General features: G+C 60.1%; 11 protein-coding genes, 5 pseudogenes and 1 riboswitch. Of the genes and pseudogenes, 3 read left to right on the top strand and 13 right to left on the bottom strand.

The genetic code is table 11. The annotated features are described in order from the left end of the window. Positions 1-214: 214 nt before the first annotated feature. Positions 215-698 (bottom strand): annotated as a pseudogene (locus tag EJ071_RS06335) (transposase); the annotation flags it as partial. A 91-nt stretch (positions 699-789) separates the two neighbouring features. Between EJ071_RS06335 and EJ071_RS06340 the strand changes: the two are divergent. Beyond that, positions 790-1,329: pseudogene (locus tag EJ071_RS06340) on the top strand (EAL domain-containing protein); the annotation flags it as partial. 425 nt (positions 1,330-1,754) lie between these two features. Here the strand turns inward: EJ071_RS06340 and EJ071_RS38365 are convergent. After that, positions 1,755-2,268 (bottom strand): annotated as a pseudogene (locus EJ071_RS38365) (transposase); the annotation flags it as partial. A 122-nt stretch (positions 2,269-2,390) separates the two neighbouring features. On the opposite strand from EJ071_RS38365, the gene EJ071_RS06350 reads away from it, so the two are divergent. Both EJ071_RS06350 and EJ071_RS06355 read left to right on the top strand, forming a co-directional pair. After that, positions 2,391-2,603 (top strand): hypothetical protein, encoded by a 213-nt coding sequence (locus tag EJ071_RS06350; RefSeq protein WP_126057615.1) that lies wholly within the window; start codon positions 2,391-2,393, stop codon positions 2,601-2,603. After that, positions 2,503-2,785, top strand: a pseudogene (locus EJ071_RS06355) (transposase); the annotation flags it as partial. The gene EJ071_RS06350 and the pseudogene EJ071_RS06355, both read left to right, overlap by 101 nt. 298 nt (positions 2,786-3,083) lie before the next feature. On the opposite strand, the pseudogene EJ071_RS06360 reads toward EJ071_RS06355, so the two are convergent. The 11 genes and pseudogenes from EJ071_RS06360 to EJ071_RS40210 form a co-directional block, all read right to left on the bottom strand. Beyond that, positions 3,084-3,866, bottom strand: a pseudogene (locus EJ071_RS06360) (sensor histidine kinase); the annotation flags it as partial. 29 nt (positions 3,867-3,895) lie between these two features. Continuing rightward, complete coding sequence (locus EJ071_RS06365; RefSeq protein WP_126057616.1) at positions 3,896-4,528, bottom strand: Hsp20/alpha crystallin family protein; 633 nt, start codon at positions 4,526-4,528, stop codon at positions 3,896-3,898. A gap of 531 nt (positions 4,529-5,059) precedes the next feature. Next, positions 5,060-5,284, bottom strand: a complete 225-nt coding sequence (locus tag EJ071_RS06370) for a DUF982 domain-containing protein (RefSeq protein ID WP_245454712.1) — start codon at positions 5,282-5,284, stop codon at positions 5,060-5,062. A gap of 627 nt (positions 5,285-5,911) precedes the next feature. Further along, positions 5,912-6,727 carry a hydroxymethylpyrimidine/phosphomethylpyrimidine kinase gene (locus tag EJ071_RS06380; RefSeq protein ID WP_126057617.1) on the bottom strand — a complete coding sequence of 272 codons (816 nt, stop codon included), beginning with the start codon at positions 6,725-6,727 and terminating at the stop codon, positions 5,912-5,914. Further along, complete coding sequence (locus EJ071_RS06385; protein ID WP_126057618.1) at positions 6,718-7,323, bottom strand: thiamine phosphate synthase; 606 nt, start codon at positions 7,321-7,323, stop codon at positions 6,718-6,720. Before EJ071_RS06385 ends, EJ071_RS06380 begins: the two co-directional genes overlap by 10 nt. Continuing rightward, on the bottom strand, positions 7,320-8,093 hold the full coding sequence (locus tag EJ071_RS06390; RefSeq protein ID WP_126057619.1) for a thiazole synthase: 774 nt from the start codon (positions 8,091-8,093) through the stop codon (positions 7,320-7,322). Before EJ071_RS06390 ends, EJ071_RS06385 begins: the two co-directional genes overlap by 4 nt. Before the next feature lies 1 nt (position 8,094). Continuing rightward, positions 8,095-8,292, bottom strand: a complete 198-nt coding sequence (thiS, locus tag EJ071_RS06395) for a sulfur carrier protein ThiS (RefSeq protein WP_024504260.1) — start codon at positions 8,290-8,292, stop codon at positions 8,095-8,097. Further along, entirely contained in the window at positions 8,261-9,262 is a 1,002-nt protein-coding gene (gene thiO / locus EJ071_RS06400; protein ID WP_126097313.1) for a glycine oxidase ThiO, read from the bottom strand. The genes thiS and thiO overlap by 32 nt, the downstream gene beginning before the upstream one ends. Further along, positions 9,259-11,094 carry a phosphomethylpyrimidine synthase ThiC gene (gene thiC / locus EJ071_RS06405; RefSeq protein WP_126063809.1) on the bottom strand — a complete coding sequence of 612 codons (1,836 nt, stop codon included), beginning with the start codon at positions 11,092-11,094 and terminating at the stop codon, positions 9,259-9,261. Before thiC ends, thiO begins: the two co-directional genes overlap by 4 nt. A 103-nt stretch (positions 11,095-11,197) precedes the next feature. Continuing rightward, positions 11,198-11,314, bottom strand: a riboswitch (TPP riboswitch). 121 nt (positions 11,315-11,435) lie between these two features. Then, positions 11,436-11,663: a hypothetical protein gene (locus EJ071_RS06410; RefSeq protein ID WP_245454713.1), complete on the bottom strand. Its 228-nt coding sequence runs from the start codon at positions 11,661-11,663 to the stop codon at positions 11,436-11,438. Between the two features lie 662 nt (positions 11,664-12,325). After that, positions 12,326-12,787, bottom strand: coding sequence for a hypothetical protein (locus EJ071_RS40210; RefSeq protein ID WP_306283303.1), 462 nt, complete (start codon positions 12,785-12,787; stop codon positions 12,326-12,328). Positions 12,788-13,256 lie beyond the last annotated feature (469 nt).

Raw genomic sequence — 13,256 nt, forward strand, 5'->3', positions numbered from 1 at the left:
GGCTCGAAATTAGGTGTGCTGAGCGCCGGTCAAAGTGGGATTAGCTTGTCATATCGATTATGGGATCCAGGTTGAACCCGACTTGCAGGACTCTGCTCGTAACCGAGCAGATCAACCTCACATTCGGTCGCTGCTCTTCACGGCTGCACCAACATCCCGCCTACGGCCGCTGGGCTCGGGCGACGAGACCATTCTGAGTGAGCGGCGTTTTATATACCCGTTCGGTCGTCAGTACCTTGCGTTCACGACAGATACGCCGGCGATCCTCCTGCTCCGGTGTTGGCTCTTTGACCATTGCACATATGCGCGGTTCGCCTCGCTTGAAGGCAAGGAGAGACGAGCGTTTCACCATCGATCTTATCGGTTTTGGCTCGGCGACTGCGACGAGACACTGCGATAGAAGCGGGATCAACGACGTAGCTCTCGATCCCCGCCTTGCTCAGAACCCGATGGATCCAGGAGCCATCGAGCCCGGCTTCCTGGATAGCGACGACGGGGAAGTCTGGCCCCATGCGTGCTCTTGCCTTCTCTCGCACGCTATCGAAGCGACGGAACAAGGCGGATAAATCACCACTGGGGACACTGTGTTTCGACAACTTCTCGCCGCCACCTGGCGACAACGACGAGATCAGCCAGGTTGAACGGCTGAGCTCCAGCGATACGAAGATTGCGCCCAGACCAGTCCGGATAGCAGTCAGAGTTTCGGATCGGTCGGCACTACATGCATGGTGTTCCTCCGCGGGGTGTTTGTTAGCCGTCTTTTCATTGGCCAGATCGGCCTCATGTCCGATCGGTGAATGGCAAGCCTGTCTCGACGCGGCAAGCTGGCCCGGTAGCATCAAGGTCGCCGTCAATCTGTGCCCGGCGCAATTTCGCAACGCGCGCTTGCTCTCCACCATCGTCGAGGCATTGGATATCTCGGGACTGCCCCCCAGCCGGCTTGAGCTTGAGATCACCGAGACAGTGCTGCTGGCCAACAGCCAGGCGACTCTCTCGATGCTGCAACATATCCACATGCTCGGCGTTCATATCGCGATGGACGACTTCGGAACCGGATATTCGAGCTTGAGCTATCTGCGCTCGTTCCCATTCGACAAGATCAAGATCGATCAATCCTTCATCACGGACGCCGGAGATATCGACAGTTCCGTCGCCATCATTCGAGCGGTCACGAGCCTCGGCAACAGCCTCGGGATGCAGACCACCGCCGAGGGCGTCGAGACCGTGGAGCAGCTGGAACGGGTCCGAAGAGAAGGCTGCACCGAGGCGCAGGGCTTCCTGCTCAGCCGCCCGCTGCCCGCGCGGGACATCCCCGCGATGCTGGAGCGGACCCGCGCCGTGGTGGCGGGCGAGATCATTGAGACCGAACCCGAAACGTCAGGCGAGCGAGACACGGACAAGCCGGGCAGGCGTCGCAGTAGGGCGTCTGTCCCCGCCTAACCGGGATGCAAGCGAAAAACAGTGCCAACGAACATGAGTTTGCCGGCCTAGTTCAGGCCGCCACTCGGATCATGTCGATAGCGGGTGTGTAGGTCGGCGCGGCTCGAAATTAGGTGTGCTGAGCGCCGGTCAAAGTGGGATTAGCTTGTCATATCGATTATGGGATCCAGGTTGAACCCGACTTGCAGGACTCTGCTCGTAACCGAGCAGATCAACCTCACATTCGGTCGCTGCTCTTCACGGCTGCACCAACATCCCGCCTACGGCCGCTGGGCTCGGGCGACGAGACCATTCTGAGTGAGCGGCGTTTTATATACCCGTTCGGTCGTCAGTACCTTGCGTTCACGACAGATACGCCGGCGATCCTCCTGCTCCGGTGTTGGCTCTTTGACCATTGCACATATGCGCGGTTCGCCTCGCTTGAAGGCAAGGAGAGACGAGCGTTTCACCATCGATCTTATCGGTTTTGGCTCGGCGACTGCGACGAGACACTGCGATAGAAGCGGGATCAACGACGTAGCTCTCGATCCCCGCCTTGCTCAGAACCCGATGGATCCAGGAGCCATCGAGCCCGGCTTCCTGGATAGCGACGACGGGGAAGTCTGGCCCCATGCGTGCTCTTGCCTTCTCTCGCACGCTATCGAAGCGACGGAACAAGGCGGATAAATCACCACTGGGGACACTGTGTTTCGACAACTTCTCGCCGCCACCTGGCGACAACGACGAGATCAGCCAGGTTGAACGGCTGAGCTCCAGCGATACGAAGATTGCGCCCAGACCAGTCCGGATAGCAGTCAGAGTTTCGGATCGGTCGGCCACTACATGCATGGTGTTCCTCCGCGGGGTGTTTGTTAGCAGCGTCACTCTGCCAGAGCACGCGCCGCTATCCATCCGTCGCCATGGGATCTGGTGATTGTTCATGTCGCCGATTCCCGCGAAGGAACGCCACCATGACCAAGATTGAAAGTAAGACCGCCAGCGCTGCCGTCAAAGACATTCTGCTTTCAGACCCGGACGGACTTCACGAAATGATCCGTGCGGTGATGCAGGAGGTGCTCGAGGCCGAGATGGACGACGGTGGAGGAGACCATCGAGCGCACGCTGACCTTCTTTTGCCTGCCGCGCCAGCATCACAAGCATCTCAAGAGCACCAACATGCTTGAACGGCTCAATGAGGAAATCCGCCGGCGCACCTATGTCGTGCGCATCTTCCCCAACGCCGAAAGCTGCCTGCGCCTCGTCAGGGCGCCGGCTGTCGAAACCAACGAAAACTGGATGGAGGCCCTACATCAACATTGACGACCTGCGCGAGCACAAGAAGCTCGCTCTACGCCAAGCCGCATGACCAGCATCGTGGCCGCCCCATTTTGCAGAACTTGACGCACACAACCGCCACTTCGAGTTTACCGACCGCACCGAGTCATCCACGCAAAGACCTGCGCAGCGTCAGCTTCAGAGCTTGGTCCCACCGGCTGAACGCCAAAAAAGCGGATCTTGGCCATCGGAAGCGCCCTCAACCGACTGAGAGGTTTCGGCTTATGCGATGCGACTGGCAGTCCTGCGCTCCGGGGACAAGGCCGTGGCGGCAGAAGATCCCCTGGACATCAGGCGATGTCCGGAAGGCAGCATCGTAGTAACGGTTTTTACGCCGCTCGCGGCACGCGCGAGGTGAACGTCGCCCGGGTGACCGACACGCTGGTGCCGTCAATATCGCTGATAATCTCCACCCTGGCCTCCAGTTGTTTCACCAGTGCTTCGACGATGGCTGTTCCAAGTCCGGTAGCCGGTACGTCGTTGGCGATCTTGCCGACGCCATTGTCCGAAACCGTCAGTTTCCAGTCACTGCCCGCGGTCTCGTAGCTCACCTGGATGCGAGCGCCGGTTCTCTTCTTGGGGAAAGCATATTTGATGGCGTTGAGCACGAGTTCGGTGACAATTAGTCCCAGACTGACTGCCCTTTGCGAATCTATCCTGCCGCCTTCGGCCATTACGGTGACCGTGATCGGCTGGGCTTCGCCGACCATCGACGAGGCGAGGCTGCTGCACAATTTCGGTAGGTAAGAGCCGACATCGATCTCGTCGACGCCGGCGGAGGTGTGGAGATGGCGTTGCACCTCGGCCACGGACAGAACGCGCTGATGGGCGTCCTTGAGATGCTGGCGCGTCTCTTCCGACGTCACCGAGCGTGCCTTCAGCAACAGGATCGAGGCAATGATCTGCAGGCTGTTGGCAACCCGATGCTCCATCTCGCGCAGCAGGACGTCTTTCTGCCGAAGCAGGTCTTCGGTGCGACCGAGCAGTTCTTCCTTCTCCCGCTCGATGATACGACGGGCCGTTATGTCATTGAAGGCGAGAAGGATGGTGATGGCCGAACTATGGTCGTAAAGCACCTTGCGGGCATTGAGCAGCATGGTGCGACGGCCGATCCGCGTTCCTGAGCCATGCTTGCCTCCCTCTATCCCTTGATCTGGATCTTCTTCGGCCGATCCGCCTCCGGCCGGTGCAACTCGACTTCGAGCAGCCCGTTGGCGAAACGCGCCTCGACCCGTTCCGGGTCGACGCGGAATGGCAATTGCACTGTCCGGGAGAAGGTCCCATAGGCGCGCTCACGGCGGTGCCAGACGGATTTCTCGTCCTCCGTTCGAGGCTCGCGCGTTCCCTTCAATGTCAGAATGTTCTCGCGCACCGTGAGGCCGATTTCGTCAGGTGATATCCCCGGCAGTTCCGCGGCCACCGCCACGCTGTCCTCGCCAGTCCAAAGATTGATCGGCGGAAACTCCTGAGCGGCGCTGGCGGTCAGCCCGGCCAAACGCTGGTTTACTTCCTGTTGCATGCGCCGCATTTCCACAAACGGATCGAACCCGATGCGGCCGAAATCCGACAAAAGCATGTACATCCTCCTATGATTCACGACCTTGCATGATTGCCACGCGCGACACGTGCGTGCGCACCGGAAGCGGAATCGATCGATGGCAACAGGAGGGGCGATCAGCACAGAGACCGAGCGGCCCGATCGCGCAACCTCGCAGAATGCGAGAAAGAGGGGTTCGGGCAGACGCCGGAACACATCCTCCTTGCGAAGCGACATGAACCGAACTCGATCCACCGTAGGGCCGGACCGTCATTCCCGTGCCAGGACCCGATAGCGGCATCCGGCTTTATCATTAGGTGGCCCCAAATGGCCTTTCACGAGGTGATCTTTGACATTCCACCAGTCACCTCTTCGGCAACAGCGGGGTCCCTTCGAATCCGTAGCCACGTTGCCTCTAGTCGCTGATTTGGCTTCCCTTTGCGCAACTGTCGGGATCGACGAAGCGTCCCGAATTGCACCGCGGTTCGATCAACTGATCGCAGGCGACGCGCCGCATCGTCATGGTAGCTGACGAATGAATCGGCATGACACGTCGCAGTGACCGAGACATCAAGCCAGCACCTATGTCGGCTTGCCGCAAGTCAAAAGAATCCAGCCCTGCGTGCCGCGTTCGCTGACCTTCGCCAGTGACGCCATTTGCATTTCGGCCGGACAGATGGGCACAGACATGTGCAATTCCCGCATCGCCCATTATTGGAACTCACAAGGCGGCGTTCTTTCCGTCTTGGCGAGCAGCGGGCCAACGCGTTACCGGCGGTGATCTTCCTGCAGCTTTAAATCAGTCGCCACCAACGACGAAATCAGATTTGGCCAGCACGCCGGCAATCCTGGCAAATCCCACAATGCTTGCCGCGCCTGCTCGGGTGTCATCTGTCCGGCGATCGCTGCGTTGCTGCTTCTCACCGCGCAACTGAATACCGGTCCCCGACGCGCTTTTGGCCACTGATTCAGGAATACGAGCGCTTCGCGCACTGTGTTGATGTCGTGACGACGTCGTTGGTCTTAACCTGGACCGGCGATAGGAAAGCCAGACCGGTTATTCTTACCTCCCTGCGATCGCACGCTGGATCTTTCATTCGGTGGTTGGTTGCGTGACAGGTTTCGAACGTTAGGTCTTGTTTTCTCTGGAAGATCGGGCTGTACGACATAATCCAAATGTTGCGACGCAGCGAAGGCTTCTGCTGGTTCCCGAGTTGAAAAAGCCAGTTGCACCTGGATGAGTGTGTCGCCGCCACCCAATAGCCCATCAGATGTTCAATGGCAGGCGGCGTCCGACGCTCGAACAGCAAGCGCCACGGCCGGCGGGTAGCCGATGCCACAGCTTTGGAGCTGCCCCGGATACTATTATAAGACCGATTGACGCGGGGCTCGACGCGTTTGCGGCAAATAAGCTCGAGTGTGGACAGAGATGTGACGTTCTATTGAGTCGCTGACCCAATCGGTAGCGACCTGGTGATCCACGCAACCAATTCCGGTCGTTTCTGTCACTAAGAACTCGATATTCGCTATTTGCACCTCGAAAGTCGCATAATTGGCAGTGAGAAACTCAACGCGTTGTGAGGATGGCATAGAGAAGCAGTAGCCCCTTCTCTAGTCTCGCTACGGGAAAAATTCTGGAAAATGGGTCTGCTTGGCTGGACGCAGAACGCTGTGGTTATTCAGCCGGCATTTCTGAAGCCTCTCCAAGACAAACAGCTTGCCTTCGCGCACGCTGTCTTCGAGCGGCTTCGGCTTCGCCAGATGCGCCGCAATCGCGCTGGCCAGCATGCAACCTGTCCCGCGCATCGATGTGGCAAGGCGCGGTGCATCGAAGCGGATGGGTTCGTGCCCGGAGCGTAACAGAATATCGGTCGACCGGGTTCCCGACGCATGCCCACCCTTGATCAGCAGGGCTTGAGGGCCGGCGGCCAGCAGTCTTTTTCCTTGTTGGAGCGCTCCGTCCTCATCCACTGCCAGTTCGGAGCCACTAAGGAGCGCCAGTTCAGGGAGGTTGGGCGTGACAATGCAGCAAAGCGGCATAAGATCGCGCTTCATGGCAGCGATAGCGCCTGCTTGCAGAAGTGCGCGGCCTGAGGTGGAGGCCAGCACAGGGTCGAGTACTGCGGGGACATGCGGAAATTTGCGCAGCACTGCGGCAACGGCAACAATGATCTTGGCAGTCGCCAGCATGCCGATCTTGATTGTGGCCACGTCGTTGGCCTGCAGCGCGGCGCACATCTGATTGGCCACCAGGCTAGGTGGCGAATAATAGATTTCGATCACGGCGTCATGCGTTTGCACCGTTAGCGCTGTGACGGCGAGACAGGTGCGCACGCCAATGGCAGAGATCGTCTCGATATCGCGTGCAATTCCAGCACCGCCACTGGAGTCCGATCCACCGACGACAAGCACATGTGGTTCTCGCCTCAGCGCCATTGGTCCGTCTTTTCGATCCATTCTCGCGTGCGCGCCTCGGGGTCGTCGTTGAGCGTGATGTCGGTCACCACCGCCGCGCTGTCCGCGCCAGCCGCAAAGACACCGTCGAGCCGCTCAGGGTTGAGGCCACCAATGGCGACCAATTGAAACGGCGCGACCTGGCGCTTCCATTCGCTGATCCGTTCGACCCCTTGCGGCGCCCATTTCATCTTCTTCAGGATGGTCGGATAGATGGGTCCAAGCGCTATGTAGTCAGGCTCGGCGGCCATCGCCGTTTCCAGCTCCTGATGATCATGTGTGCTCAGTCCGAGCCTTACGCCGGCTGCCCGTATCGCCAAGAGGTCAGCGGTCTGCAAATCCTCCTGGCCGAGATGTATGAAGTCGCAGCCTTCCTCGATTGCCAGGCGCCAGTGGTCGTTGACGATGAGTTGGCACTGGTATCGAGCACACAAGGCCTTCGCGGTGCGGATCTCCGCGCGCAACCCAGCCTCATCCACGGTCTTGATGCGCAGTTGCAGAAGCCGGACTCCGAGTGGGACCAGCCGTTCGATCCAGGCAGCGCTGTCGACGATCAGATAAAAGGGATCGAGCTTCATGAAAAAACGGCCCTGCCGACCATCGGTGTCGATGGCACGGCGACGTCGCGCGGTTCGAGCATTCCCGAACTGAACGCCTCACGACCGGCGTCGACCGCCTTACCGAAAGCACGCGCCATGCCGACCGGATATGCCGCCTTGGCGACCGCTGTGTTCAGGAGCACGGCGTCAAAGCCGAGTTCCATGACGGTGGCCGCGTGCGACGGCCGTCCGAGCCCCGCATCCACAATCAGCGGGACGCCAGGGAAATATCCGCGCATCGAGCGCAGCGCCGTCATGTTGACCGGTCCCAAGGCGGAACCGATCGGTGCGCACCACGGCATCAGGACCTTGCAGCCCGTTTCCAGCAGCCGCTCGGCGACAACGAGATCGTCGGTGGTATAGGGGAATACCGCAAAGCCGTCCTCGCACAGGATGCGGGCGGCTTCAACCAGACCGAACACATCCGGCTGTAGCGTGTCGTGATTGCCGATCACTTCGAGCTTGATCCAGTTGGTGCCGAAGACCTCGCGCGCCATTTTCGCGGTGGTGACGGCTTCCTTGACGGAGAGGCAGCCGGCGGTATTGGGCAGGATTCTGGCGCCCAGCGAGCGGATCAACGACCAGAATTGTTCGCCGGCTCTACCGCCCGCCATCTCACGCCGCAACGAGACGGTCACCACCGACGTGCCCGACGCCTTGACTGCATCGGCAAGGATGGCCGGCGAAGGATACTGAGCCGTGCCGAGAAGCAGGCGCGACGAAAGCTCGGTTCCATAAAGCTCCAACATGCTAGCCGCCCTGCATGGGCGAGAGGATTTCGATCCGGTCGCCGTCGCTCAACTGGAACTCCGCGCGGTTGGCTTTGTGCACGAGGTCGCTGTTGACGGCGGTGGCGAGCCAATCGCCCTCATAGTCGAGCGCGGCAAGCAACTCGGCCAGCGTGGTGGCGGCAATCTCACGCGCCTCGCCGTTGACCATCAGTTTCATGAGCATGCTCCTTGGTTCTGTCTTGACTGAAAACCAGGTCGGCAGCCTGGCGCGCCATGGCGGGGGCGAGGAGAAAACCGTGACGATAAAGACCGTTGATCGCGATGATCTCACCGTCTGTTTCGACGCGTGGCAAATTGTCGGGAAATGCCGGACGGACACCCACACCGGTTTCAACGATCTCGGCCTCACCAAAGGCCGGATGGAGGGCATGGGCGGCGCCCAGCAGCTCCATCATGGAACGCGCCGTCACCGGTCCGGCGCTCTGGCTTTCAATCATCGTCGCTCCGATCATGAAACGGTGATCGGTGCGCGGCACGGCATAAAGCGGAAAGCGTGGATGAAGCAAACGGACCGGCCGCGACAGCGAGACATCAGGCGTGCGAAGGATCAGCATTTCGCCGCGAACACCGCGCAGCCTGTCATCGGCCGCTGCCATTCCCATGCAGTCTATCTGACGGGCGAAACCCGAAACAGGCCGGGCGTCGCAGCCGAAGTGGAATTTGACACCCATGGTCGCAAGGTTGTCATGAAGTGCCGCCATCGCCTGGCGTGGGTCGAGGTGAGCCTCGTTGGGGAAGAGCAATCCACGCCGGAAGCGGCCGGCGAGGTCGGGTTCCAGGAGCGCAATTTCGTTTTCATCGACGCGCCTATGCCCTGACGTGCGACTGGCGAACCGGTCAAGCTCACCGGCATCACGCGGCGCGGCCACGACCAATGTCCCGGCCCGTGTCACCTGACCCGACAGCACCGCATCCCACCAGTCGGCAGCGTCGCGTCCGAGATCCAGCACCGGCTGCTCCGCGCTTTCGCGCTCGCACCATGGCGCCAGCATGCCGCCGGCGAACCACGACGCGTTGCCGCCAAGGCCATGCCGCATCTCGGCGACTGTGACCGTCGCGCCGCGGGCGGCGAGTTCGAAAGCGACGGTGAGGCCGGCAACGCCGGCCCCTTTGACGAGCACCCTCATGATGGTTTGGGAGCCTCCGGCACGACCGGTACGCCAGTCTCGTCCGCCGGCATGTAGAGATCGCCGCCCTCCCGGTATTTTGCCGCCATTGCCGCCATGCCTTCCTTCTGAGCCTCGGCACGGATGTCGTGGGAAATGCGCATGGAGCAGAATTTCGGCCCGCACATCGAACAGAAATGTGCCAGCTTGTGCGCCTCCTTGGGCAAGGTCTGGTCGTGGAAGGACCGTGCGGTTTCGGGGTCGAGCGACAGGTTGAACTGGTCCTCCCAGCGGAACTCGAAGCGCGCGCGCGAAAGGGCATCATCCCTGGTTTTCGCTGCCGGATGGCCCTTCGCCAGATCGGCTGCATGGGCGGCTATCTTGTAAGTGATCACCCCAATCTTGACGTCGTTGCGGTCGGGAAGGCCGAGATGCTCTTTCGGCGTGACGTAGCAAAGCATTGCGGTGCCGAACCAGCCTATCATGGCGGCACCTATCCCTGAGGTGATGTGGTCATAGCCCGGCGCGATGTCGGTCGTCAGCGGCCCCAACGTGTAGAACGGCGCCTCACCGCACACTGCGAGCTGCTTGTCCATGTTCTGCCTGATCTTGTGCATGGGGACATGGCCCGGGCCTTCGATCATCACCTGGCAGTCCTTTGCCCAGGCAATCTTGGTGAGTTCTCCAAGTGTTTCCAGTTCGGCGAATTGCGCCGCGTCGTTCGCATCGGCGATTGAACCGGGACGAAGGCCGTCGCCGAGCGAGAAGGAAACGTCATAGGCTCTGGCGATGTCGCAGATCTCCTCGAAATGCTCGTAGAGGAAGCTCTCCCGGTGATGGTGCAGGCACCATTTGGCCATGATCGAGCCGCCGCGCGAGACGATGCCCGTGACCCGGTCGACGGTCAGCGGTATGTAGTGCAGCCGCACGCCGGCGTGGATGGTGAAATAGTCGACGCCTTGCTCGGCCTGCTCGATCAGCGTGTCGCGATAGACCTCCCAGTTGAGGTCCTCGGCGATGCCGCCGACCTTTTCGAGCGCCTGATAGAGCGGCACCGTGCCGATCGGCACCGGTGCATTGCGCACGATCCAGTCGCGGATGTTGTGGATGTTGCGGCCGGTCGACAGGTCCATCACCGTATCGGCGCCCCAGCGGATCGCCCACACCATCTTTTCGACCTCTTCGGCCATCGACGATGTGACAGCCGAGTTACCGATGTTGGCGTTGATCTTCACCAGGAAATTTCGCCCGATGATCATCGGTTCGCTCTCGGGATGATTGATGTTGGCGGGAATGATTGCGCGTCCGCGCGCCACCTCGTCGCGCACGAATTCGGGTGTGACGAAATCTGGGATCGCCGCGCCGAAGGCTTCGCCGTCGCGTTGCAGCTTGCCGCGCATCACCTCGCGGCCGAGATTCTCGCGGATGGCTACGAACTCCATTTCTGGCGTGATGATGCCGGCGCGCGCATAGGCAAGTTGGGTCACCGCCTTGCCCTGCTTGGCCTTGAGCGGCCGATTGCGTATCGGAAATTCCGGTGTCAGGCGCTCGCCGGTGGCGAATCCATTGTCTTCCGGCCGGACGTGGCGGCCGTCATAGGCTTCGACATCGCAACGCGCCGTGACCCATTCGTGGCGAAGCCGGGCAAGGCCTTTTTCGATGCTGGTTTGGACTGATGGATCGGTGTAGGGGCCGGACGGATCGTAGACGGTGACGGGCGGTTCGCCGGCCGTCGGATGGACGGAAATCTCGCGCATCGGCACCCTGATCTGCGGGTAGAGGACGCCGGGCTTGTGGATTTTCCGCGAGGCGGGCAGTGGTCCCGTCGACACGGCGGGGGTGAGGGCATTCATCGTGAGGCTCCTTTGCTCATGCATTGGAGACCCAGTTCTGTGCCGGAAGGATGAAAAGACGCTTCTGTAGACCTGCTGCAGCAGGACCTCGGGCGTAAACTCCCGCAAAGCGCTTGCACCGTCCCTACGCCAGTATGAACTGGATCAGGTTCAACGGGTCACTGCGCCGCGAAAGCCAGCAGTATCTCAGCCCCTTACCGGGACTCCCCTGGTGAATGCCTCAAGTTGAATGGGCCGGTGCTGCTTTGTCAAGCGCCTTCGGGCGCCTTCGGGCGCCTTCGGCCGGTGGCGACGTCCGGCGGCCGGCCGAGCGGAGAGCTCGCGCATGCATCGGGGACAAGTCACGCCCCGTAGACCAGGGCTGGAATGGCCAAAGTCTCATTCGCTTCGTGAAGGATGGAAAAACTGTATCGGCCATGTGCGTCGAGATCGACCGAGTAGCTCAGGCGGTCACGGATGTGGTTATCCTGGTCGAAGGCGACGATTTGCGGCTTCAGCGAGGTGATTTGCACCACGTCCAGGTAGATGGAGTTGCAGATATGATCTGGTCGTCGGGCTGGCAGGTGCAAGCGGCCGCTCTATTCAGGATGCGGCATCGGCGGCGTTCCCGATACCAATGATATCTTGCGGGCAACTTATGCAATCACCGGCTTCGTAAAACCCGACGGCGGCGGCCGTGTCCTGGCGCTGAGGATGTGCCGCTGTTCCAGCAGAGAAATCGCGTGGGCGCGGAGTTTTCGCTCTGCGAGGAAGAGTTGACGCAATCGTTTAGCTTGCTTGCAGTTCGTAGAGACCCGCCTTTGAAAGCAACTAAGCTATTGCATTGATATGTTGGTGCGCGATCGATCGCTACATAGCCGGCCGCCATTATCCGAGTATTGATCCGCCGGTGTTCGTGTTGCCGTATATGGCAATCCCTGCGAGATCGTCGCGGCCGGATCGGCCGCACCCTCTAGTCATAAAAGGGGAAGCGACCGAGAATTCCGCTGCCGAAAACTTCTCTGGCTTGGCTATGCATGCGGTAGATGAGATCGCCGCCTACCGCGACCTGGTCGAGGAAGGCATCGACGCCCAGTTCGGACAGCCTGGTTATCGCAATGCGTTAGCGGCTCAGACTTGCGGTCTCGAGAGCGGCCTTTGGGGGTCACCTCTTTTTTGTTTCAGAGGTTGGAAGACGGCTGCTCGTTACCCAATAGAAATGGCGACTACGGAACGCGATCGATCGCGGCCATCAGGAAACACCTGTCTTCGGCTCAACCTCGACATGGCGTCCGATCGACCGCAGATATACAGCTATCTCGTCCATGAGATGATCGCGTTCGCCGTAGATCTCAGCAATCCTGCGCAGCTGTGGCTCGACGGACCTCCGTTGCGCCGGCGTCAAATCAGCATCGCCAAAGACATATCCCAAGTTGCCAATCGCGCAAATGTTGCAGCCGGCCTCCACAACTGCTTGCACGAATGCCGGAATGTCTTTTTCTTGCATAGTCTTCATGTCGAACCTCTCGTGAATGGCGTGCTTGCGCGCCCATGCTGCCTTTTCAGCGTGTCCTCTGGGCGGCGCAAGCCTTGAGCGTAATTGTGCCGGGCAACCTCGACTATCCCGTCTGCCACGCTCTTTAGAGTCGGTGGGGTCTGGTGATTGCAGGCTGGGCCACTCAAAAGCCTGCAAGAAGAAAGTCATGGCGACCATTGCTCAAGATCGCGAGGGTGCGTGCAAGACCTTCCGTTGGCAGTCATGCACGCTCACCCAGCAACTGGGTATTGAGCAACTGGGTCTCACGTCGCGGGTCTCGTGTGCTTCACAGCCGAAAATAAGGTACCACCGTGGCTATTCTCAAGTGCAGGCTACCTCTTCAGGACACGGCGGAGTGCCTTCCGACGCACCCCTGGTGCAACGTGCGACCTAACGAGACACATCTCGTTCGCGTTCCCTCGACCTTTCTTCGTATTGCTGCTTGCCCTGCGATTTCAGGCCCTCTGCTAGCTTCTCGGCCGCTCTTTGGCCTGCAATGTCACTATTCAAGATCATATCCGACATCCCTGGATGGTCATAACCGTAATGCGCATGCAGTTTCCCTCACGAGCAGCGCCTATCCGTCGATTAGTTCGTCTTCCGGAACCCGAAGCCCTTTTTATCCGGCGTACCTATCCACCATTCA

This window comes from Mesorhizobium sp. M1B.F.Ca.ET.045.04.1.1, assembly GCF_003952465.1.
GTDB lineage: Bacteria > Pseudomonadota > Alphaproteobacteria > Rhizobiales > Rhizobiaceae > Mesorhizobium > Mesorhizobium shonense.